Origin of the sequence: Streptomyces sp. NBC_01260, assembly GCF_036226405.1 — a bacterium.
GTDB classification, from domain to species: domain Bacteria; phylum Actinomycetota; class Actinomycetes; order Streptomycetales; family Streptomycetaceae; genus Streptomyces; species Streptomyces laculatispora.
In genome coordinates, this window is record NZ_CP108464.1 from 5,213,142 (window position 1) to 5,236,285 (window position 23,144).

The 23,144-nt window shown below is 70.0% G+C and carries 16 protein-coding genes; 11 read left to right on the forward strand and 5 right to left on the reverse strand.

Features of this window, described 5'->3' with window-relative positions; genetic code table 11:
- Positions 1-2 precede the first annotated feature (2 nt).
- A complete protein-coding gene (locus tag OG322_RS23170) occupies positions 3-1,205 on the reverse strand; it encodes a DUF7544 domain-containing protein (RefSeq protein WP_329306870.1) in 1,203 nt (400 codons plus the stop codon).
- A gap of 140 nt (positions 1,206-1,345) precedes the next feature.
- Between OG322_RS23170 and mtnA the strand changes: the two genes are divergently transcribed.
- The 7 genes from mtnA (at position 1,346) to OG322_RS23205 (ending at position 9,865) form a co-directional block, all read left to right on the forward strand.
- A complete protein-coding gene (mtnA, locus tag OG322_RS23175) occupies positions 1,346-2,491 on the forward strand; it encodes an S-methyl-5-thioribose-1-phosphate isomerase (RefSeq protein WP_123471440.1) in 1,146 nt (381 codons plus the stop codon).
- 4 nt (positions 2,492-2,495) lie between these two features.
- Positions 2,496-3,185 (forward strand): two-component system response regulator MtrA, encoded by a 690-nt coding sequence (gene mtrA, locus OG322_RS23180; RefSeq protein WP_187740742.1) that lies wholly within the window; start codon positions 2,496-2,498, stop codon positions 3,183-3,185.
- Position 3,186: 1 nt separating this feature from the next.
- Complete coding sequence (mtrB, locus tag OG322_RS23185) at positions 3,187-5,217, forward strand: MtrAB system histidine kinase MtrB (RefSeq protein ID WP_185095733.1); 2,031 nt, start codon at positions 3,187-3,189, stop codon at positions 5,215-5,217.
- Positions 5,218-5,302: 85 nt separating this feature from the next.
- Positions 5,303-7,072: an LpqB family beta-propeller domain-containing protein gene (locus OG322_RS23190; RefSeq protein WP_241200178.1), complete on the forward strand. Its 1,770-nt coding sequence runs from the start codon at positions 5,303-5,305 to the stop codon at positions 7,070-7,072.
- 112 nt (positions 7,073-7,184) lie between these two features.
- Positions 7,185-7,913, forward strand: a complete 729-nt coding sequence (locus OG322_RS23195; RefSeq protein ID WP_123471439.1) for a ComF family protein — start codon at positions 7,185-7,187, stop codon at positions 7,911-7,913.
- 322 nt (positions 7,914-8,235) lie between these two features.
- Positions 8,236-8,925 carry a ribosome hibernation-promoting factor, HPF/YfiA family gene (gene hpf / locus OG322_RS23200; protein ID WP_123471438.1) on the forward strand — a complete coding sequence of 230 codons (690 nt, stop codon included), beginning with the start codon at positions 8,236-8,238 and terminating at the stop codon, positions 8,923-8,925.
- Positions 8,926-9,109: 184 nt separating this feature from the next.
- Positions 9,110-9,865, forward strand: a complete 756-nt coding sequence (locus OG322_RS23205) for a response regulator (protein WP_123471437.1) — start codon at positions 9,110-9,112, stop codon at positions 9,863-9,865.
- A 31-nt stretch (positions 9,866-9,896) separates the two neighbouring features.
- Here OG322_RS23205 and OG322_RS23210 read toward each other — a convergent pair whose 3' ends face one another.
- Together OG322_RS23210 and OG322_RS23215 are read right to left on the reverse strand one after the other, a co-directional pair.
- Complete coding sequence (locus OG322_RS23210) at positions 9,897-11,072, reverse strand: winged helix-turn-helix domain-containing protein (RefSeq protein ID WP_124284151.1); 1,176 nt, start codon at positions 11,070-11,072, stop codon at positions 9,897-9,899.
- A gap of 53 nt (positions 11,073-11,125) precedes the next feature.
- A complete protein-coding gene (locus tag OG322_RS23215) occupies positions 11,126-11,713 on the reverse strand; it encodes a GNAT family N-acetyltransferase (RefSeq protein WP_123471435.1) in 588 nt (195 codons plus the stop codon).
- Between the two features lie 241 nt (positions 11,714-11,954).
- On the opposite strand from OG322_RS23215, the gene secA reads away from it, so the two are divergent.
- Positions 11,955-14,771, forward strand: a complete 2,817-nt coding sequence (gene secA / locus OG322_RS23220; RefSeq protein ID WP_329306871.1) for a preprotein translocase subunit SecA — start codon at positions 11,955-11,957, stop codon at positions 14,769-14,771.
- Between the two features lie 309 nt (positions 14,772-15,080).
- Here secA and OG322_RS23225 read toward each other — a convergent pair whose 3' ends face one another.
- A complete protein-coding gene (locus tag OG322_RS23225) occupies positions 15,081-15,500 on the reverse strand; it encodes an Rv3235 family protein (RefSeq protein ID WP_123471433.1) in 420 nt (139 codons plus the stop codon).
- 290 nt (positions 15,501-15,790) lie between these two features.
- Here OG322_RS23225 and OG322_RS23230 point away from each other — a divergent pair, with 290 nt between their 5' ends.
- The gene (locus OG322_RS23230) at positions 15,791-16,297 is read left to right on the forward strand and encodes a DUF6912 family protein (RefSeq protein ID WP_123471432.1); all 507 of its coding nucleotides are present in this window, start codon (positions 15,791-15,793) and stop codon (positions 16,295-16,297) included.
- Positions 16,298-16,367: 70 nt separating this feature from the next.
- The gene (locus tag OG322_RS23235; protein WP_123471431.1) at positions 16,368-17,039 is read left to right on the forward strand and encodes an HAD family hydrolase; all 672 of its coding nucleotides are present in this window, start codon (positions 16,368-16,370) and stop codon (positions 17,037-17,039) included.
- Positions 17,040-17,133: 94 nt separating this feature from the next.
- Here the strand turns inward: OG322_RS23235 and OG322_RS23240 are convergent, their stop codons facing one another.
- Positions 17,134-17,700, reverse strand: a complete 567-nt coding sequence (locus tag OG322_RS23240; protein WP_123471430.1) for a DJ-1/PfpI family protein — start codon at positions 17,698-17,700, stop codon at positions 17,134-17,136.
- 391 nt (positions 17,701-18,091) lie between these two features.
- On the opposite strand from OG322_RS23240, the gene OG322_RS23245 reads away from it, so the two are divergent.
- A complete protein-coding gene (locus tag OG322_RS23245) occupies positions 18,092-23,125 on the forward strand; it encodes an NAD-glutamate dehydrogenase (RefSeq protein WP_123471429.1) in 5,034 nt (1,677 codons plus the stop codon).
- Positions 23,126-23,144: the final 19 nt, after the last annotated feature.

A 23,144-nucleotide genomic window follows, 5' to 3' on the forward strand; every position in this document is an offset into this window, starting at 1 on the left:
CGTCAGCTCCTGTTGTCGTAGCCCGGCAGGCCGGCTGCCCTGGCGAGGTCGAGGTCGAGTGCCTCGCGTCGGATGCGCTGGTCCACGTAGAGCAGCGCCATGACACCCGCGGAGAGAGGGTAGGTGATCGTTGCGATGACCACGTTGCCGATACCGGAGACGATCAGGAACGGCCAGCCGAGACTGTTGGCGCCATTGGTGAGGAACGCGTTCAGACCGCCGCCGTCCACAATCATCGCGATGATGCCGAACGGGATCCCGATCACCAGGGTCACGATGAGGATCAGCAGCCAGGTGAGCGCCAGGATGCCGAAGGTCCGCCACCAGGCACCCCGGATCAGTTTGGCGGAGCGCCGCATCGAGGTGGTGATCGACTGCCGCTCCAGCATCAGCGCAGGGGAGGCGAGGCAGAAGCGGACCATCAGCCAGACCAGCACGACACATGTGGCGAGCAGCGCGAGGAAGGCGAGCCCGACACCTGCCGTGTCGCCGAGCAGGTAGCCGGGCAGGAGTCCGACGGTCATGATGGCCGCGGCCATGACAGCCAACAGCAGTGTCAGGCCCAGCAGCGGGAACAGCCTGGGCCGGGCCTCGGCCCACGCGTCGGCGAGGGTGACGGGGCGGCCGAGCACCGAGCGGCTGATCACCACGGTCAGTACCGCTGTGGTGAAGATGGTGGCGAGCATCGTGATGAGCAGAGGCGGGGCGTTGTTCAGCAACGTGGCCTGGAGCGAGTCGGCTTCCTGTCGCAGGGCCTCCGAGCCCGTGGCGTTCAAGTCGACCGACGGGGGATCGGGCAGCAGATAGCGCTGCACGAGGAGGATCGCGGTCTGGACGATCACGGAGACGGTGAGCGTGATGCTGAGGACCGTGCGCCAGTGGGCGCGCATGGTGGATACGGCGCCGTCCAGGATCTCGCCGACGCCCAGTGGCCGGAGCGGGATGACGCCGGGCCGGGCCGCATCCGGCAGGCCGCCCCAGCCGGGCCCCTGCGGCCGGCCGCCCCAGCCGGGGGCGGGTGGCGGTGCGCCGGGGCCGGTGCCGGAACTGCTCGGCGGGGACCACTGTCCTGCGGGCGGCTGCGTGGAAGACCAGTTTCCCGCAGGTCCGTTGCCGTCGACAGGCTCGGAAGGCCGGGGGATGCCCGCCTCCTGGCCGTCGGAGGGGGCAGATCCGGGCGAGGCCCAGCCCGGAGTGTCGTTCATTCTCGCTCCTTAACGGTCCTGACCGCTCATCGGGGCGTCAGGTTGGCAGCCATCGTGCCACGCGTTGCACCGGTCCGGGCCTGGTGCTCTATCTCCTTCGTCCCTTCATTTGTGGGCGGCTCACCGGGCAGACTGGGGGGATGGCTGATCAGGACGCGCAACCGCCGGTGGGCATCGCCCCCTCGGCGCTTTCCGTACTTCGCTGGGACGAGCCTCCGGAAGGTCCGGTGCTGGTGCTTCTCGACCAGACGCGGTTGCCTGCGGAGGAAGCCGAGCTGGTGTGCGCCGATGTGCCCGCGCTGGTGGAGGCGATCCGGACGCTGGCGGTGCGGGGAGCACCGCTGCTCGGTATCGCGGGGGCCTATGGCGTGGCTCTCGCCGCGGTACGGGGCCAGGACGTGGGGGTGGCCGCAGGGCTGCTGGAGCGGGCGCGGCCCACCGCGGTGAACCTCGGCTACGGCGTGCGGCGGGCCGCCGGGGTGTACCGGGCGGCGGTCGAGAAGGGGGCAGGTCCGGCGCAGGCCGCGGCGGAGGTGCTGGCAGAGGCCAGGGCCCTGCACCGGGAGGACGCCGTGGCCAGCGGTCGCATGGCGCGGTTCGGGCTCGCCCTCCTGGACGAGCTGCTGCCCGACGGCGGGCATCAGCTGCTGACCCACTGCAACACCGGGGCGCTCGTCTCGGGAGGCGAGGGCACCGCCTTCGCGGTGGCGCTCGGCGCGCACCGGGCAGGCCGGCTGAGGCGGCTGTGGGTGGACGAGACCCGTCCGCTGCTCCAGGGCGCCAGGCTCACCGCGTACGAGGCGGCTCGCAGCGGTATGCCGTACAGCCTGCTCACGGACAACGCCGCAGGGTCGCTGTTTGCCGCAGGGGAGGTGGATGCCGTACTCATCGGTGCGGACCGCATCGCCGCGGACGGATCCGTGGCCAACAAGGTGGGGAGTTATCCGCTGGCGGTGCTCGCGAAGTATCACCACGTACCGTTCATCGTGGTGGCCCCGACCACGACCGTGGATCTGGACACCGCGGACGGGGCGTCGATCACCGTGGAGCAGAGACCCGGACGGGAAGTGACTGAGGTCACATTGTCGCAGGTCGGGCTAGCCGGCCGGGAAACGGGTGGCGTGGTCGTGGCACCGCTGGGATCCCCGGCGTACAACCCCGCCTTCGACATCACGCCGCCGGAGCTGGTCACGGCGATCGTCACGGAGGAGGGCGTAATCTCCCCGGTCACAGGGGTCGGACTGGCAGAGCTGTGTGCCAGGTCATCGCAGATAACGATTAGCTAATGGGATGATGTCGATTATGAAGGGACGCGTCCTTGTCGTCGACGACGACACCGCACTGGCCGAGATGCTCGGCATTGTGCTGCGTGGTGAGGGGTTCGAGCCGTCGTTCGTAGCGGACGGCGACAAGGCACTTGCTGCATTTCGTGAGGCAAAGCCGGACCTGGTCCTGCTGGATCTCATGCTGCCCGGTAGGGACGGCATCGAGGTCTGCAGGCTGATCAGGGCCGAGTCAGGTGTGCCGATCGTCATGCTCACTGCCAAGAGCGACACGGTTGACGTGGTGGTGGGCCTGGAATCCGGGGCCGACGACTACATCGTCAAGCCGTTCAAACCTAAGGAGTTGGTTGCCCGGATCAGGGCACGTTTGCGGAGGTCCGAGGAGCCGGCGCCGGAGCAGCTGACCATCGGCGATCTGGTCATAGATGTGGCCGGGCACTCGGTGAAGCGGGACGGGCAGTCCATTGCCCTGACCCCGCTGGAGTTCGACCTGCTGGTCGCGCTCGCCCGTAAGCCGTGGCAGGTCTTCACCCGTGAGGTACTGCTCGAGCAGGTATGGGGATATCGCCATGCCGCCGACACCCGGCTGGTGAACGTTCATGTTCAGCGTCTCCGCTCCAAGGTCGAGAAGGACCCGGAGCGGCCGGAGATCGTGGTGACCGTCCGAGGCGTCGGTTACAAGGCCGGACCGAGCTGACATGTCCCTGGGTAGCGCTGCTCCGAAGCCCGGGGAGCCGGGAGTCCGTGCGGAGCGGGCTGCCGGTTCAGGGTCTGCGTCGTCTCACTTCGGGCGTTTCCTGCGGGGCGGCCGGTTGTTCCAGAACCGGGCGCCCGGCGGGCCGGTGCCGCGTCTGCTGATGCGCTGGGTGCGGCGTCCGCTGCTGCCCGCGGTGCGGCTGTGGCGGCGCAACCTTCAGCTGCGGGTCGTCGCGGGCACGCTGCTGATGTCGCTCGGTGTGGTGCTGCTGCTCGGCCTGGTCGTGATCGGGCAGGTGCGCAACGGCCTGCTGGACGCGAAGGGCAAGGCCGCCCAGACACAGGCCGCGGGCGGATTCGCTGCTGCCCAGGAGAAGGCGAACGCACCACTCACCCCTGCTACCGGGCAGGGCGGCGACGCCGCGGACGGCACGACGGCCAACAACTCCTGGCGGACCGAGCTCGTCGACCAGCTCGCCAGCGGCGGGAAGAACGCCTTCAACGTGGTGGCGCTCAGCGCCGACGAGGGCTCCCGCGCGCCCAGAGGCTCGGGCAGCGTCGAGGCCGCGAGTATTCCGCAGAGCCTGCGCGATTCCGTGAACAAGGGCCCTGGAGCATTCCAGACGTACTCCCTGATCCGCTACGCGAACGGGCAGGAGTCGCAGCCCGGTCTCGTCGTGGGCAAGCGGCTCTACGACATCGACCGCAACCCCTACCAGCTGTACTACGTCTTCCCGCTGACGCAGGAGGAGAAGTCCCTGACTCTGGTCAAGGGCACACTGGCCACCGCGGGCCTGTTCGTGGTCGTGCTGCTCGGGGCCATCGCCTGGTTCGTGGTGCGCCAGGTCGTCACACCCGTCCGCATGGCGGCCGGGATCGCGGAGCGGCTCTCCGCCGGCCGGCTCCAGGAGCGGATGAAGGTCACCGGCGAGGACGACATCGCCCGGCTCGGTGAGGCCTTCAACAAGATGGCGCAGAACCTTCAGCTGAAGATCCAGCAGCTGGAGGAGCTCTCGCGGATGCAGCGGCGGTTCGTCTCGGACGTCTCGCACGAGCTGCGGACACCGCTGACGACGGTACGGATGGCTGCCGATGTCATCCATGAGGCGCGAGTCGACTTCGACCCCGTCACTGCTCGTTCCGCGGAGCTGCTCGGTGACCAGCTCGACCGGTTCGAGTCGCTGCTCTCCGATCTGCTGGAGATCAGCAGGTTCGACGCGGGAGCCGCGGCGCTGGAGGCCGAGCCGATAGACCTGCGGCAGGTCGTGCGACGGGTGATCGGTGGCGCCGAGCCGCTGGCCGAGCGCAAGGGCACCCGGATCCGGGTGGTCGGTGACGAGCAGCCGGTGATAGCGGAGGCCGATGCGCGACGGGTCGAGAGGGTCCTGCGCAACCTGGTCGTCAACGCCGTCGAGCACGGAGAGGGCCGCGATGTCGTGGTGCGGATGGGGGTGGCCGGCGGAGCGGTCGCGGTGGCCGTCCGGGACTACGGTGTGGGGCTGAAGCCCGGCGAGGCGACCCGGGTGTTCAACCGCTTCTGGCGGGCCGACCCGGCCCGCGCGAGGACGACCGGCGGCACCGGTCTGGGGCTGTCGATCGCCGTCGAGGACGCCCGGCTGCACGGCGGCTGGCTGCAGGCCTGGGGCGAGCCCGGTGGCGGCTCGCAGTTCCGGCTGACGCTGCCGCGTACGGCGGACGAGCCGCTGCGCGGCTCGCCGATACCGCTGGAGCCCGAGGACTCACGGCGCAACCGGGAGAACCGGGAGCGGGCCGCGGCGGCCCCCGCGCAGGCCACGGGCAGCGAGCACCGGCTGATGGCGGTGCCCTCCCAGCCGGCGGGTACGGACCGCTCACCGCTGCCGGTACCGGCTCGCGCCCCCGCGGCTGCCCGGACCGCACCGGTCTCGGTGCATCCGGCGGCACTGCCGGGCAGCGGCGCACGGGTGGTTCCGCGGCCCGCCGAGGAGCGGCCCGGCGACAACGACTCCCCGGGGCAGGATCCGGGGCGGGAGGACACGACTCGTGGGCACTGACCGTCATCAGGGCGGCCTCGGACGTGCGGCGGGGCTGACCGTGCTGCTGGGATGCGGCGCCCTGCTGCTCACGGCGTGCGGCTCGATGCCCGTCACCGGGGACGTCAAGGCCGTGGACGCCTCGCAGCCCGGCGACTCCCAGGTGCAGGTGTACGCGGTCGCACCGCGTGACGGTGCCACGCCGAACGAGGTGGTCGACGGTTTCCTGGAGTCGATGACCAGCGATGACTCCGACTTCCGGACGACGCGCAAGTACCTCACGCAGGAGGCGTCGAAGGCCTGGAAGCCGGGTGCGCTCACCACCGTGCTGGCCAAGGCGCCGAACCGGAGCGACCGGCCCTCCCACGAGGGTGACCGCAGCACCACCGAGGTCACCTACACGCTGTCCGGCGAGAAGGTGGCGACGGTCGACGAGCAGAACGCCTACCAGCCGCTGGCTCAGACGGACTACGCCCGCACCCTCCACCTGGTGCGGCAGAACGGGCCGGACGGCAAGGAGTGGCGCATCGACATCGTGCCGGACGGCCTGGTGCTCGGGCAGTCGGACTTCAAGCGGCTCTACCGTTCCGTCAACAAGTTCTACTTCGCGACCGGTCGCTCCGAGGCGCAGTCCACCCTCGTCGCCGACCCGGTCTACATCCGTAACCGGACGGACCCCGTCACCGGGACGGACACCGTGACGCAGGCGGTCCGCAGTCTCCTGAGGGGTCCGACCGACTGGCTGCGGCCGGTGGTCGAATCACGTTTCCCGGCGGGGACGGGACTGCGGAAGGACGTCATCTCGCTGACGCCCGACGACCGCAACGTACTGAAGGTCCCGCTCAACAAGAAGGCGGACGGGGCCGGACAGCGCTCCTGCCGGATGATGGCCTCGCAGGTGCTCTTCACCCTCCGGGACCTGACGTCGGCGCGGGTCGAGCAGGTGGAGCTGCAGCGTTCGGACGGTTCGCCGTTGTGCGTGCTCGGGTCGGATCAGGCCGAGGAGTACGCCCCCGACGGTTCGTCGGGCGGGCCCGACAGCCAGTACTTCGTCGATGCCAAGGGGCATGTGCAGCGCATTCCGGGGAGCACCAGGGGCAGCGGGGAACCGGAGCCGGTGGCCGGGCCGTTCGGTGCCGGTCCGGCGCGGGTGAGCGAGGTCGGCGTGGCCCGGGACGAGCAGTTGGCCGCGGCGCTCTCGCAGCACCACGACGCGCTCTACGTGGCCTCCATCACCGAGGGCGGCCAGCTGCCGGCCCCGGCGGTGACGAGCAAGGCCGGCGGTTCCGAGGACCGTCTGACGGCGCCCAGCTGGGACGGCAGGGGTGACCTCTGGGTCGCCGACCGGGACCTGGACAACCCCAGGCTGCTGCGGCTGGCCGGTGGTGCGGGCAAGCCGCAGGAGGTCACGGTGCCGAGTCTGAACGGCAGCCGGATCGAGGGACTGCGGCTGTCCTCGGACGGTGTGCGCATCGCACTGCTGCTCAAGAGCGACGGCCATACCACGCTGAGGATCGGCCGGATCGAGCGTCAGGGACCGCAGGACAAGGAGCGGGTTTCCGTGGTGGACTTGCGGCAGGCCGCGCCGCAGCTGGCGGATGTGACCGCGATGTCGTGGTCGGGCGGCAGCCGTCTCGTGGTGGTGGGCAAGGAGCAGGGCGGCGTGCAGCAGGTCCGCTACGTCCAGGCGGACGGCTCGACGCCTGCCTCGGGCGTGCTGCCCGGGGTGAATCAGGTGCGGGCGATCGCCGCGGCGGACGACGAGCAGTTGCCGCTGATGGCGGACACGCAGGGCGACGGAATAGTGAAGCTGCTGCCCGGAGACAACTGGCAGACCGTCCTCAAGGAGGGTTCGGCGCTGGTCTACCCGGGCTGACGCCCGCACCCGCCCGCACCCTCGTACCGCCTGCATCCGCCCGGTTCCGTCGGCCCCTGGGCGGTTGTCCACAGGGGTGGTCCGGCGGCCCGGTCGGGGGCACAGTGGAGTTATGCGCGGGTGGTGGCGTGAGATCACCGGACTGGTCCTGCCGGTGGCCTGTGGGGGCTGCGGCAGACCGCGGACCGAGCTGTGCGAGGAGTGCGGCGCGCAGCTCCACGGCGGGGTTCCGCGCCGGGTGAGGCCTGAGCCGGAGCCGGCCGGTCTGCCCGCGGTTTATGCCGCCGCCGGCTACGAGAACGCGGTACGGGCGCTGCTGCTGGCCCACAAGGAGCGGGGTGCACTCGGCCTGGCAGGGGCACTCGGCAAGGCGCTGGCGGGTGCCGTGCGGGCCGGGGCGGGGCCGTCGTCCGAGCCGGGACCCCTGCTGCTCGTGCCCGTGCCTTCGTCGCGCCGGGCCGTCGCGGCGCGAGGACATGATCCGACGCGCCGGATCGCGTTGGCGGCCGCTGCGGAACTGCGGCGTGCGGGCACCCCGGCCCGGGTGGCCGCGGTGCTGCGGCAGCGGCGTCCGGTGGCCGACCAGTCGGGGCTCGGAGCCGGGGCGCGCCGGGCGAATCTGGCGGGTGCGCTGGAGGTGGTGGCCGGGGGCGGGCGACTGCTGGCAGCCGGACGGCCGGTGCTGGTCGACGACTTGCTCACGACAGGTGCCTCACTGGCCGAGGCGGCACGGGCGGTCGACCGGACGGACGGGCCGGACAGCACTGGTTCCGGGGCGCTCCAGGGTGCCGTTGTCGCAGTGTCTCCGTCCGCCTTCGAAATAAACCGGAACTGGAAGTGAACTTGCATCGTTGCAGGTAGTGAGTGGGTAAAAAGACCTGAACGGAGGTACGTGCGAGTAGCGGGTGCCGACAGGCGGCCGAGCAGGCTATGTTCGGTTGTGAGGAATGGTGAATGCCAGACCTCGGCGAATGCAACACCAGGTTTCGGGCAGGTGACCCACCAGCAGTTCAGAATCCGGAAATTCGGTGGGGTGCAGACCTCGCCGTCGGGGGAGGAGGAGGTGGAAGCCACCGAGTCCGCGGCTCCGGTTACCACCGGGGCCTGGTGCAAAAGGGAGATGCTCCGCCACTGAGCGGAGCGATCCGGGAACGGAGTTCTGCGTGGACATCGTCGTCAAGGGCCGCAAGACCGAGGTGCCCGAGCGGTTCCGCAAGCACGTGGCCGAGAAGCTGAAGCTGGACAAGATCCAGAAGTTCGACGGCAAGGTGATCAGCCTCGACGTGGAGGTGTCCAAGGAGCCGAATCCCCGTCAGGCCGACCGTTCCGACCGGGTGGAGATCACGCTCCGCTCGCGTGGGCCGGTCATCAGGGCGGAAGCGGCCGCAGGCGACCCGTACGCAGCGCTGGACCTGGCCACCGGCAAGCTGGAGGCCAGGCTGCGCAAGCAGCACGACAAGCGCTACAGCCGCCGCGGCTCGGGCCGCATCTCAGCTGCCGAGGTCGCCGAGGTCGTGCCGGACGCGGCTTCGTTCAACGGCGACGGCGTGCTGATCGCCGACGAAGTGGCAAAGCCCGTGCCCACCACCAGGATCGGCTCGCTCGAGGTACAGGGCGAAGGACCGCTGGTGATGCGCGAGAAGACGCACGTCGCGGCACCCATGTCGCTCGACCAGGCGCTCTATGAGATGGAGCTGGTAGGACATGACTTCTACCTGTTCGTGGACTCCGAGACGAAGGAGCCGAGTGTCGTCTACCGGAGGCACGCCTACGACTACGGTGTCATCCACCTGAGGACCGACCCGCTGGCCGCCGATGAGGCGGGCGGCGCGGGTGGTGCGCTCGGCGGCTGACGCCCCCTCCGTGGTGCCCCTGGAGCGCCGTGTGCGCCCCCAGGGGCACCCGCGTGCGACCACTGGATCACCGCTCTGACGTCCAGGCATGAAATCATGGCGGCCCAAGCCAATCGGTGCTCTGTGAACTGCCGTTGGCGGACAGTTTGTGAACTTCAGGCCATGGCCTTCAGGGGGAGGAACGATGGCGGACACCTTCGGGCCCGTGCGCGATGCGAATGATGCCGACTCTGCTTCCGGTGCCCACACCGGAACGGACGAGGACAGCGGTTCCCACAAGGAACCGATCCGGGTCCTCGTGGTCGACGACCACGCCCTCTTCCGCAGAGGACTGGAGATCGTCCTCGCGCAGGAGGAGGACATCCAGGTCGTCGGCGAGGCAGGGGACGGGGCGGAGGCGGTCGACAAGGCGGCCGATCTGCTGCCCGACATCGTGCTGATGGATGTACGGATGCCCAAACGCGGTGGTATCGAGGCCTGTACCTCCATCAAGGAGGTGGCCCCCAGCGCGAAGATCATCATGCTGACGATCAGCGACGAGGAGGCCGACCTCTACGACGCCATCAAGGCGGGCGCCACCGGCTATCTCCTCAAGGAGATCTCCACGGACGAGGTCGCCACCGCGATCCGTGCGGTCGCCGACGGGCAGTCCCAGATCAGTCCGTCCATGGCGTCGAAACTGCTCACCGAGTTCAAATCGATGATCCAGCGGACCGACGAGCGCCGGCTGGTGCCGGCGCCCCGGCTCACCGAACGTGAGCTCGAAGTCCTCAAACTGGTTGCTACGGGCATGAACAATCGCGATATCGCGAAGGAACTCTTCATTTCCGAGAACACCGTGAAGAACCACGTCCGCAACATTCTGGAGAAGCTCCAGCTGCACTCCCGGATGGAAGCCGTGGTCTACGCCATGCGGGAGAAGATCCTCGAGATCAGGTGACGCGGCCGGGTAAAGCCCCGGGAAGGCGTGGTCACGCCAGGACGCGGGCTATTTCCCGCGTGAGCGGCCCGCGCAGTTCCGGTGCGTCCACCCGCTCCAGCCGGACCTCGGTGCAGCCGACCCACGACGCCGCCTCGACCAGAGCCTGCGCCATCGGCGGCACGGCCTTCGGGCCCGCCAGGGACACCTGCCGGGCGACCAGCGTCGTGCCCTCACGCGCCGGGTCGACCCGGCCCTGCAGTCTGCCGCCCGCCAGCAGGGGCATCGCGAAGTAGCCGTGGATCCGCTTGGGCTTGGGGACGTAGGCCTCCAGCCGGTGGGTGAAGGCGAAGATCCGCTCGGTGCGCGCCCGCTCCCAGACGAGTGAGTCGAACGGCGACAGCAGCGTCGTACGGTGCCGGCCGCGCGGCTCCGAGGCCAGTGCCGCCGGATCCGCCCAGGCCGGCTTCGCCCAGCCCTGCACCGTCACCGGCACCAGGCCGGAGTCCGCGACCACCGCGTCGAACTGCTCGCCCCTGAGCCGGTGGTAGTCGGCGATGTCCGCGCGGGTGCCCACGCCCAGCGACTGCCCGGCCAGCGCCACCAGGCGCCGCACGCACTCCGCGTCGTCCAGGTCGTCGTGGAGCACCGCATCGGGCAGGGCCCGTTCCGCGAGGTCGTAGACCCGCTTCCAGCCGCGCCGCTCGGTGCACACCACCTCGCCGTACATCAGGGCCCGCTCGACGGCGACCTTCGACGCCGACCAGTCCCACCACTCCCCGCCGTTCTTCGCGCCGCCCAGCTCCGTGGCCGTCAGTGGGCCCTCGGTGCGCAACTGCTTGATGACCGTGTCGTACGTGCCGTCGGGCAGGTCGTGGTGCCACTGCGGGCGCGAGCGGTAGGCGCGGCGGCGGAAGGCGAAGTGCGGCCACTCCTCGACCGGCAGGATGCACGCCGCGTGCGACCAGTACTCGAAGGCGCGGCCCCCCGACCAGTACGCCTCCTCCACCGGGCGCCGGCCGACCGCGCCGAGGCGCGCGTACGGAATCAGCTCGTGCGACCGCGCGAGCACCGAGATCGTGTCGAGCTGGACGGCGCCGAGATGCCGCAGCACGCCCGGCACCCCGGCCCGGCGGTCCGGAGTGCCCAGGAAGCCCTGGGCGCGCAGGGCGATCCTGCGGGCCTGATCGGCGGAGAGTTCGGCTGCGGGAGGCTGCACAGACGTCATGACTCGAACCCTAGAGGGCGGCACTGACAGTCCGGCCCGGAATTCCGCGGTCCTCACGGGCGGACGGGGGCCACCGCCGGAAGGTAGGCGCAGGTCCCCGGCAGCCCGAGGTCGGACGGGAGCAGCGCACCGGTCCACGTATCGCGTCGCACCCCCTTGTTGAGCAGTCCGGAGCGCTGGTCGCCCTCCATGAGGAAGCCGGCCCGCAGCGCCACCGCCCGCGAGGGGACATTGCCGGTCTCGGCCCGCCATTCCAGCCGGTCCCCGCCGAGCGAGGTGAAGGTCCAGTGGGCGGCGCGGCGGACCGCCTCCGTCATGTAGCCGCGGCCGCGGTGCTCCCCGGCGGTCCAGAACCCCACCTCGTAGGTGCCCGGCTGGTTGCGGCGGTTGATGCCGAGCGCACCGGTCAGGGCCCCGCCGTCGCGCAGCACGACGGCGAAGTTGTACATGGAGTCGTCCTGCCAGCCGGCGGGCGAGAACTGCCGGGTGAAGAGCTCCGCGTCGGTGCGGCCGTACGGCGAGGGGACGACCGTCCAGCGCTGGATGTCCGGATCCTGGCAGGCGGCGTGCACCTCGTCCGCGTCGCCCGGGGCGAAGGGGCGCAGCAGCAGGCGGTCGGTGGTGAGGGTGATCGGTTCCATGTACGGATTCTGGTGACCGGCCCGGGTGCGGGGCGAGCACTTTTCGGACTTCCCGGCACCTTCGGCCCCCTTGGGCCGTTGATCGGGAAGGGCACTGCGAGCTCAACGCGGTGGCAGCCCTCCCGGCGCGGCGGGGTCCTCGCTTACGATGGCCGTTGCGGTGGGGCCCACCTGCCGTGCCCGCGCCAGAGTCCATAACACGACCCAGTGCCAGGCCCGACCGGCAAGGAGACCAGCCTCAGTGTCCGTCTTCAACAAGCTCATGCGTGCAGGCGAAGGCAAGATCCTGCGCAAACTGCACCGCATCGCGGACCAGGTCAGCTCCATCGAAGAGGACTTCGTCAACCTCTCCGACGCCGAGCTGCGGGCGCTCACCGACGAGTACAAGGAACGGTACGCGGACGGCGAGAGCCTGGACGACCTGCTTCCCGAAGCATTCGCGACCGTCCGTGAGGCCGCCAAGCGGGCCCTCGGACAGCGCCATTACGACGTTCAGATGATGGGCGGCGCAGCCCTGCACCTCGGCTATGTGGCCGAGATGAAGACCGGCGAGGGCAAGACCCTGGTCGGCACGCTGCCCGCGTATCTCAACGCGCTCTCCGGCAAGGGCGTGCACCTGATCACGGTCAACGACTATCTGGCCGAGCGCGACTCGGAGATGATGGGCCGGGTCCACAAGTTCCTCGGGCTGGAGGTCGGCTGCATCATCGCCAACATGACTCCGGCCCAGCGTCGTGAGCAGTACGCCTGCGACATCACGTACGGCACGAACAACGAGTTCGGCTTCGACTACCTCCGCGACAACATGGCGTGGTCGCAGGACGAGCTCGTCCAGCGCGGTCACAACTTCGCGATCGTCGACGAGGTCGACTCGATCCTGGTCGACGAGGCCCGTACCCCGCTGATCATCTCCGGTCCCGCCGACCAGGCCACCAAGTGGTACGGCGACTTCGCCAAGCTGGTCACCCGGCTGGCCAAGGGCGAGGCGGGCAACCCGCTCAAGGGCATCGAGGAGACCGGCGACTACGAGGTCGACGAGAAGAAGCGGACCGTCGCGATCCACGAGCCCGGTGTCGCGAAGGTGGAGGACTGGCTCGGCATCGAGAACCTCTACGAGTCGGTGAACACCCCCCTCGTCGGGTACCTCAACAACGCCATCAAGGCCAAGGAACTCTTCAAGAAGGACAAGGACTACGTCGTCATCGACGGCGAAGTCATGATCGTCGACGAGCACACCGGCCGTATCCTCGCCGGCCGCCGCTACAACGAGGGCATGCACCAGGCGATCGAGGCGAAGGAAGGGGTGGACATCAAGGACGAGAACCAGACCCTCGCCACGATCACCCTGCAGAACTTCTTCCGCCTCTACGGCAAGCTCTCCGGCATGACCGGTACGGCGATGACCGAGGCCGCCGAGTTCCACCAGATCTACAAGCTCGGTGTCGTGCCGATCCCGACCAACCGGCCGATGGTCCGGGCCGACCAGTCGGACCTGATCTACCGCACCGAGGTCGCGAAGTTCGCCGCCGTCGTCGACGACATCGCGGAGAAGCACGAGAAGGGCCAGCCGATCCTGGTCGGCACCACCTCGGTCGAGAAGTCCGAGTACCTCTCGCAGCAGCTCTCCAAGCGCGGTGTGCAGCACGAGGTCCTCAACGCCAAGCAGCACGACCGGGAGGCGCCGATCATCGCGCAGGCCGGCCGCAAGGGTGCCGTCACGGTCGCGACGAACATGGCGGGCCGCGGTACGGACATCAAGCTGGGCGGCAACCCCGACGACCTGGCCGAGGCGGATCTGCGTCAGCGCGGACTCGACCCGGTCGACCACGTCGAGGAGTGGGCGGCCGCGCTGCCCGCGGCGCTGGAGAAGGCCGAGCAGGCGGTGAAGGCCGAGCACGACGAGGTCAAGGACCTCGGCGGGCTCTACGTCCTGGGCACCGAGCGGCACGAGTCGCGCCGCATCGACAACCAGCTGCGTGGTCGTTCCGGCCGCCAGGGCGACCCGGGCGAGTCCCGCTTCTACCTGTCGCTGGGCGACGACCTGATGCGTCTGTTCAAGGCGCAGATGGTCGAGCGCGTGATGTCGATGGCCAACGTGCCGGACGATGTGCCGATCGAGAACAAGATGGTCACGCGTGCGATCGCGTCGGCCCAGTCGCAGGTCGAGCAGCAGAACTTCGAGACGCGTAAGAACGTCCTGAAGTACGACGAGGTGCTCAACCGGCAGCGTGAGGTCATCTACGGCGAGCGGCGCCGGGTGCTTGAGGGCGAGGACCTCCAGGACCAGATCCGCCACTTCATGGATGACACGATCGACGACTACATCCGCCAGGAGACGGCGGAGGGGTTCGCCGAGGAATGGGACCTGGACCGGCTGTGGGGCGCGTTCAAGCAGCTCTACCCGGTGAAGGTCACGGTCGCCGAGCTGGAGGAGGCCGCCGGGGATCTCGCCGGGGTCACCGCCGAGTTCATCGCCGAGTCGGTCAAGGACGACATCCACGAGCAGTACGACGAGCGGGAGAAGACGCTCGGCTCCGACATCATGCGTGAGCTGGAGCGGCGCGTGGTGCTGTCGGTGCTGGACCGCAAGTGGCGTGAGCACCTCTACGAGATGGACTACCTCCAGGAGGGCATCGGCCTGCGGGCCATGGCGCAGAAGGACCCGCTGGTCGAGTACCAGCGCGAGGGCTTCGACATGTTCAACGCCATGATGGAGGGCATCAAGGAGGAGTCCGTCGGCTACCTGTTCAACCTGGAGGTCCAGGTCGAGCAGCAGGTCGAGGAGGTGCCGGTGCAGGACGCGGGGACCTCGCTGTCCAAGGAGGACGCCGTTCCGGCGGCGCGTCCGGAGATCCGGGCGAAGGGGCTCGACGCCCCGCAGCGCCCCGACCGGCTGCACTTCTCCGCTCCCACGGTGGACGGAGAGGGCGGGGTCGTCGAGGGCGACTTCGCGAGCGTCGACAGTGACGGGGCCGGTGCTGAGTCCGACGGGCTCACCCGGGCTGAGCGGCGCAAGGCGCAGAAGAGTGGCGGGGGCGGGCGGCGCCGCAAGAAGTAGCGCGCGCTGACTGCTGGATCGCGGCCGGGGCCGGACACCGTACGGGTGTCCGGCCCCGGCCGTTGTGCGGGGGTGGGGCCCGTGCGGTGGCGGTACGGCGAGTCCCCACGCCGGAGGACTGGAACGGGGGCTGGGTGGGCCGGTGGGGCAGGGGAGGGGGATTTGGGCGGGAGGGGGCCGCGAGGGCCACTGAGGGCCGTACAGCCCCGTAGTGGGTGCCGGATGGGAAGCCGCGCCGGCTGTGAGTGGCGACGGGCGGGTTGGGCCGGCCCCGGGGTGGCGGGACCGGGGAGGGGTGGGCTCCTTCGGTCAGGGATGGCGGGCCGGGGCACTGCCCAGTTCCACTGCGGCGCAGCGCCAGCGGAGGTCGGGGCCCTGTTCCAGGCGGAAGGCCATGGCCCGGACCTGTTCGCCCGCCGCGATGCTCGCGCAGGCCTCCACCACGCCGGGGGCCGGCTGGGCGCCGCGGCACATGCGGATCACCGGGCGGGCGCCGCGGCTCCTGAGCGGGGTGGCGGGGGCCAGTTCGGCGAGCTGGTCGTAGGCCTCGCCGATGGTGTGGCCGAGCATCCAGTGGACGGGGCGCTGGCCGCTGAGGACGGCCAGGAGGCGTTCCGCGAACCACTGGTGGGGGCGGACGCGCCGGGGCGTCCGGAGGCGTTGCGAGGGGACGGTCTCGGGCCTGCGTGCGTCGTGTCGTCCGGCGGGCCGGGTCCTGTTCATGGTCACTGCTCATCGCCCCCGTGCTTCAGAGGCCCGGCAAATACCGGGCGGTAACTTCTGCTGTGGATCTTCTACGGGGGCGGCGGACGCGGCCGCAAGCGTCGGAGGGGCCGATGGAGCGGACCCGGAATTCACCTATCCGGGTGGCGGACCCGGTTCGGAGAGGGGAGCGGGGCGGGGGCGGGCAGGGTGAGCGGCGGTCGCCGGGTGGACGGGGCGGGGCCCGTACAGGTAACCCCAAAGGGGGACGTCGCACGTATCCTGAGGGCGTCTCCGACTACGAAAGCGGCCAAGCCATGCGCGTGTACGTCCCCCTGACCCTCTCCGGTCTCGCAGCGGCGCACCGGGCGGGCGAGCTGGGCCCCGGTCCGCTCACCGCGTACGCGGTGACCCCCGCACTGCGCGAGTGGTACGTCTCCGACGACATCGAGGAGCTGGAGTACGCGGCGCTCAGCCGGGCCGCGTCCGCGTCGCTGCGGATGATCGCCGGGGACCCCGCTGCCACCCGCCGTCGCGTCGTCGTCGCGGTCGATGTGCCGGACGGGGACGCCGTCGCCGACCCGGACCACATCCTGGACGCCTCGTCGCTCGGTGAGGTCGCGATCGCGTCCGCGGTGGCGCTGGCGAAGGCGGCCGCGGTGCACGTCGACTCGGACGAGGCGGACAAGGACGTCACGGCGGCCGCGGCCGCGCTGGGGGCGGCGGACCTCGGTGACGGCGACGCGCAGTTCACCGTGGACGGCGCCGAGGACCACGAGCTGCTGTGGTTCGGCATTCAGGAGATTCCGAACCTGATCGGCTGACGGCGGAGCGGAGCGGCCCTGGCGGCGGCCGCAGCACCGGTTGTCGGTGGCGGCGGGTATTTTTCTTGGCATGGGGACGCAGGAGAAGTACCGCACGCATCTCGTCTGGGACTGGAACGGCACGCTGCTCGACGACAACACCGCGGTCGTCGGCGCGACGAACGCCGCGTTCGGTGAGGTCGGCGTGGCGCCGATCAGCCTGGACCAGTACCGGGAGATGTACTGCATCCCGATACCCCGCTTCTACGAACGGCTGATGGGCCGGCTGCCCACCGAGGCCGAGTGGGATCTGATGGACGTGGTCTTCCACCGCCACTACACCGAGCAGCGCGAGGGCTGCGGGCTGACGGAGGGGGCCGCGGAACTGCTCGCGCGGTGGCAGCAGGCCGGCCGGAGCCAGTCCCTGCTGAGCATGTACGGGCACGACGAACTGGTCCCCGTGGTGCGGGGATACGGCATCGAGCGGCACTTCGTGCGCGTCGACGGCCGCACCGGGCGCTCCGGCGGCAGCAAGGCGCAGCACATGGAGCGGCATTTCGCGGCGCTGGACGGGATATCCCCGGAGCACGCGGTGATCATCGGAGACGCGGTGGACGACGCGGTGGCCGCGGCCCATGTCGGCGCGCGGGCGGTGCTCTACACGGGTGGTTCGCACAGCCGGGCCAGCCTGGAGGCGGCCGGGGTGCCCGTCGTGGACACCCTGGCCGAAGCGGCGGCCCTCGCCGAGCAGCTGGGCCGGTAGGGCAGCCGGCGGCCGGTACCGGCCGCCGCCCGCTCCGCACCGGCTGGGGAGCCGGTGCTCAGGTGACCCGGCCCTCCGCGCGGAGCACCCTCGCTCAGGTGACCGGGGCCTTGGTGCGGAGCACGGTCAGGAATTCACGCATCCAGGCCGAGTGGTCGGGCCAGGCGCGGGACGAGACCAGGGTGCCGTCCACCACGACCTCGGTGTCCTGGAAGGCTGCCCCGGCCGACTCCATGTCCGGTTCCAGCGCGGGATAGGCCGTGACACGGCGGTTCTTCAGCGCACCGGCCGCGGCCGTCATCAGCGGGCCATGGCAGATCTGGGCCACCGGGCGGTCCGTGTCGAAGAACGCCGTGAGGATCTTGCGCAGGCCGGCGTCGTTGCGGAGGTACTCGGGGGCGCGGCCGCCCGGGACGACCAGGGCCACGTAGTCGGCCGGGTCGACCTCGGTGAAGGCCAGATCGGCGGGCCAGGCGTAGCCGGGCTTCTCGGTGTACGTGTCGAACCCGGGCTCGAAGTCATGGACCACGAAGCGGAGCATCTTGCGGGACGGGGCGGCGATGTGGACCTCGTACCCCTCCTCGCGCAGCCGCTGGTACGGATAGAGGACCTCGAGGGACTCGGCGGCGTCGCCGGTGACGATCAGGATCTTCGGTGCCATGGCAGGGCTCCCCACGGTTCGTCGGCCTGTTCCGGTTACCAGAGTGCGACACCACGGCACGATGCGCTGTCCAGAGTGTCAAAGTTCGTGGCTTTCTTTTGTACACATACGGCTCGTGACGGTGACCGGGGCGGGGGAGATAGCCTGGACCCCGTGATCAGCGCGATACGCCTCGGGGGCAGCGAAGCCCCCGGCCTGCGCCCGGAGTGCCACAGCACCCGGGCCCTGACTGATCCCCTCAGCCCGGCCCGAGTGCCAAAAATGGCCAATATGGTCCCGGGCGTCTCTCATAGCGGCATAGCGTCGACTCAGACCGGAAACCCCGTGTCGTGGCGGTACGTCGTCTTTTTCACCTACGTCACGCAACGGCGCGCGACAGGAGCCAGAGGACATGCAGACCAAGCTGGACGAAGCCAAGGCCGAGCTGCTCGCACGGGCCGCCAAGGTAGCTGACAACAGCCCGGGCGGTGGTGTCGGTGGCCCGGGCGGTACCCCCCGGGTGCACGTTGCGGCCACCGGGGCCGACAACGGCAACGGGGCCGGGCAGGAGCGTCCGCGCCAGGACGTGCTGCTCGCCTATCTCCAGCGCTACTACCTCCACACCGCTCCGGAGGACATCGGCGGCCGGGACCCGGTCGACGTCTTCGGCGCCGCCTCCTCCCACTACCGGCTCGCGGAGAACCGCCCGCAGGGCACGGCGAACGTCCGGGTGCACACCCCGACCGTCGAGGAGAACGGCTGGACCTGCAGCCACTCCGTCGTCGAGGTCGTCACGGACGACATGCCGTTCCTGGTGGACTCTGTCACCAATGAGCTGTCCCGCCAGGGGCGTGGCATCCATGTCGTGATCCACCCGCAGGTCATCGTCCGACGCGATGTGGCCGGCAAGCTGATCGAGGTCCTCGCCGACGGCGCCGGCATCTCGACCGGTCCGCAGAACGGGCGCAAGAACGCCAAGGGGGCGAAGGACGCCAAGGCCGAGCTGCCGCACGACGCGCTCGTCGAGTCCTGGATCCACGTCGAGATCGACCGTGAGTCCGACCGTGCCGACCTCAAGCAGATCCAGGCCGACCTGCTGCGCGTGCTCTCCGACGTACGGGAGACCGTCGAGGACTGGGAGAAGATGCGGGACGCGGCGCTGCGCATCGCCGACGACCTGCCCGGCGAGCCGCTCGACGACCTCGCCGACGACGAGGTGAACGAGGCCAGGGAGCTGCTGCGCTGGCTCGCCGCCGACCACTTCACCTTCCTCGGCTACCGCGAGTACGAGCTGAAGGACTCCGACGCGCTGGCCGCCGTACCCGGCACCGGCCTCGGCATCCTGCGCTCCGACCCGCACCACAGCGAGGACGAGGCGCACCCGGTCAGCCCCTCCTTCGACCGGCTGCCCGCCGACGCCCGCGCCAAGGCGCGGGAGCACAAGCTCCTCATCCTCACCAAGGCCAACAGCCGGGCGACCGTGCACCGCCCCAGCTACCTCGACTACGTCGGCGTGAAGAAGTTCGACGCCGAGGGCAATGTCATCGGTGAGCGCCGCTTCCTCGGACTGTTCTCGTCCGCCGCCTACACCGAGTCCGTGCGCCGGGTGCCCGTCGTCCGCCGCAAGGTGGCCGAGGTGCTGGAGGGCGCGGGCTTCTCGTACAACAGCCACGACGGCCGCGACCTGCTCCAGATCCTGGAGACGTACCCGCGCGACGAGCTGTTCCAGACGCCGCCCGACCAGCTGCGCTCCGTCGTCACCTCGGTGCTCTACCTCCAGGAGCGGCGCCGGCTCCGGCTCTACCTGCGCCAGGACGAGTACGGGCGCTACTACTCCGCGATCGTCTACCTGCCGCGCGACCGCTACACCACCGGCGTACGCCTGCGGCTGATCGACATCCTCAAGGAGGAGCTGAACGGCACCAGCGTCGACTTCACCGCCTGGAACACCGAGTCGATCCTCTCCAGGCTGCACTTCGTCGTCCGGGTCGCCCCCGGCAGCGAGCTGACCGGCCTCACCGACGCCGAGGCCGACCGCATCGAGGCCCGGCTCGTCGAGGCCGCCCGCTCCTGGGCCGACGGCTTCCAGGAGGCGCTGAACGCCGAGTGCGGCGAGGAGCGCGCCGCCGAGCTGCTGCGCCAGTACGGGCACTCGTTCCCCGAGGGCTACAAGGCCGACCACTCGGCGCGCGCGGCCGTGGCCGACCTGGTCCACCTCGAAGCCCTCAAGGAGCACGAGCGGGACTTCGCCCTCAGCCTGTACGAGCCGGTCGGCGCCGCCCCCGGCGAGCGCCGCTTCAAGATCTACCGGACCGGCGAGCAGGTCTCCCTCTCCGCCGTCCTGCCGGCGCTCCAGCGCCTCGGGGTCGAGGTCGTCGACGAGCGCCCGTACGAACTGCGCTGTGCGGACCGTACGCACGCCTGGATCTACGACTTCGGGCTGCGGATGCCGCAGGGCACGGGCGGCGGCAGCCACCTGGCCGACGACGCCCGCGAGCGGTTCCAGGAGGCCTTCGCCGCCGTGTGGACCGGCGAGGCCGAGAACGACGGCTTCAACGCGCTGGTGCTGAGCGCCGGTCTGAACTGGCGCCAGGCGATGGTGCTGCGCGCCTACGCGAAGTACCTGCGCCAGGCCGGATCGACCTTCAGCCAGGACTACATGGAGAGCACTCTCCAGAACAACGTCCACACCACCCGGCTGCTGGTCTCGCTCTTCGAGGCCCGGATGTCGCCGGGGCGCCAGAGCGCGGGCACGGAGCTGACCGACGGGCTCCTCGAAGAGCTCGACGGGGCCCTGGACCAGGTCGCCTCGCTCGACGAGGACCGGATCCTGCGGTCCTTCCTCACCGTTATCAAGGCCACCCTGCGCACCAACTTCTTCCAGCGCGCGGACAGCGGCCTGCCGCACAACTACGTGTCGATGAAGTTCGACCCGCAGTCCATCCCGGACCTCCCGGCCCCGCGCCCGGCGTTCGAGATCTGGGTCTACTCGCCTCGGGTCGAGGGCGTCCACCTGCGGTTCGGCAAGGTCGCCCGCGGTGGTCTGCGCTGGTCCGACCGGCGCGAGGACTTCCGTACCGAGATCCTCGGCCTGGTCAAGGCACAGATGGTGAAGAACACCGTCATCGTGCCGGTCGGCGCCAAGGGCGGCTTCGTCGCCAAGCAGCTCCCCGACCCGGCCGTCGACCGTGACGCCTGGATGGCCGAGGGCATCGCCTCGTACCGCACCTTCATCTCGGCACTGCTCGACATCACCGACAACATGGTGACCGGCGAGGTCGTGCACCCCAAGGACGTCGTCCGGCACGACGAGGACGACACCTACCTCGTCGTCGCCGCCGACAAGGGCACCGCGAAGTTCTCCGACATCGCCAACGAGGTCGCCGTCGCGTACGGCTTCTGGCTGGGCGACGCCTTCGCCTCGGGCGGCTCCGCCGGCTACGACCACAAGGGCATGGGCATCACCGCCCGGGGCGCCTGGGAGTCCGTCAAGCGGCACTTCCGCGAGCTCGGCCACGACACCCAGACCGAGGACTTCACCGTCGTCGGCGTCGGCGACATGTCGGGTGACGTGTTCGGCAACGGGATGCTGCTCTCCGAGCACATCCGGCTCGTCGCGGCCTTCGACCACCGGCACATCTTCATCGACCCGAAGCCGGACGCCACGATCTCGTACGCCGAGCGGCGCCGCCTCTTCGACCTGCCGCGCAGCTCCTGGGCCGACTACAAGAAGGAACTGATCTCCGCGGGCGGCGGCATCCACCCGCGCAGCGCCAAGTCCATCCCGGTCAACGCGCACATCCGCGAGGCGCTCGGCATCGAGTCGGGGGTCACCAAGATGACGCCCGCCGACCTGATGCAGACGATCCTCAAGGCCCGCGTCGATCTGCTGTGGAACGGCGGCATCGGTACGTACATCAAGTCCTCCGCGGAGTCGAACGCGGACGTCGGCGACAAGGCCAACGACGCGATCCGTGTCAACGGCGAGGACCTGCGGGCCAGGGTCGTCGGCGAGGGCGGCAACCTCGGCGCCACCCAGCTGGGCCGGATCGAGTTCGCCCGCACCGGCGGCCGGATCAACACCGACGCGATCGACAACAGCGCCGGGGTGGACACCTCCGACCACGAGGTGAACATCAAGATCCTGCTCAACGGGCTGGTACGGGACGGCGACATGACCGTCAAGCAGCGCAACAAGCTGCTGGCCGAGATGACCGACGAGATCGGTCATCTGGTGCTGCGCAACAACTACGCGCAGAACACGGCGCTCTCCAACGCGGTCGCGCAGGCGCCCTCGCTGCTCCACGCCCACCAGCGCTTCATGCGCCGGCTGGGCCGCGACGGCCATCTCGACCGGGGGCTCGAGTTCCTGCCCAACGACCGGCAGATCCGCGAGCTGCTGAGTGCCGGCAAGGGGCTCAGCCAGCCCGAGCTGGCCGTGCTGCTCGCCTACACGAAGATCACGGCGGCGCAGGAGCTGATCGGGACCAGCCTGCCGGACGACGAGTACCTGCAGAAGCTGCTGCACGCCTACTTCCCGCGGCAGTTGCGCGAGCAGTTCCCGGAGGCGGTCGACGGGCACGCGCTGCGCCGCGAGATCATCACCACGGTGCTGGTCAACGACACGGTGAACAGCGGCGGTTCGACGTTCCTGCACCGGCTGCGGGAAGAGACCGGGGCCTCGATCGAGGAGATCGTGCGGACGCAGGTCGCGGCCCGTGAGATCTTCGGGCTCGGCAGGGTGTGGGACGCCGTGGAGGCGCTCGACAACCGGGTGCCCGCCGATGTGCAGACCCGGATCAGGCTGCACTCGCGGCGGCTCGTCGAGCGTGGTTCGCGCTGGCTGCTCGGCAACCGGCCGCAGCCGCTGGAGATCGCCGGGACGATCGACTTCTTCCGGGCCGGTGTCGAGCAGGTCTGGGCCCAGCTGCCCAAGATGCTGATGGGCGCCGACCGGGAGTGGTACCAGTCGATCCTGGACGAGCTCACCGAGGCGGGTGTCCCGGACGAGCTGGCGCAACGCGTCGCCGGATTCTCGTCCGCCTTCCCGACGCTCGACATCGTGGCGATCGCGGACCGTACCGGCAAGGACCCGCTGTCCGTCGCCGAGGTGTACTACGACCTCGCCGACCGGCTGTCCATCACCCAGCTGATGGACCGGATCATCGAGCTGCCGCGGGCCGACCGCTGGCAGTCGATGGCCCGCGCGTCCATCCGCGAGGACCTGTACGCCGCTCACGCGGCGCTCACGGGTGACGTGCTGAGTGTGGGCAACGGGTCCTCCACCCCGCAGGAGCGGTTCGAGGCGTGGGAGGAGAAGAACGCGGCGATCCTGACGCGGTCGCGCTCCACGCTGGAGGAGATCCAGGGGTCGGACGCGTTCGACCTGGCGAACCTGTCGGTGGCGATGCGGACGATGCGGACGCTGTTGCGTACGCACGCGTAGCGGTGGCGGGGGCGAGGCG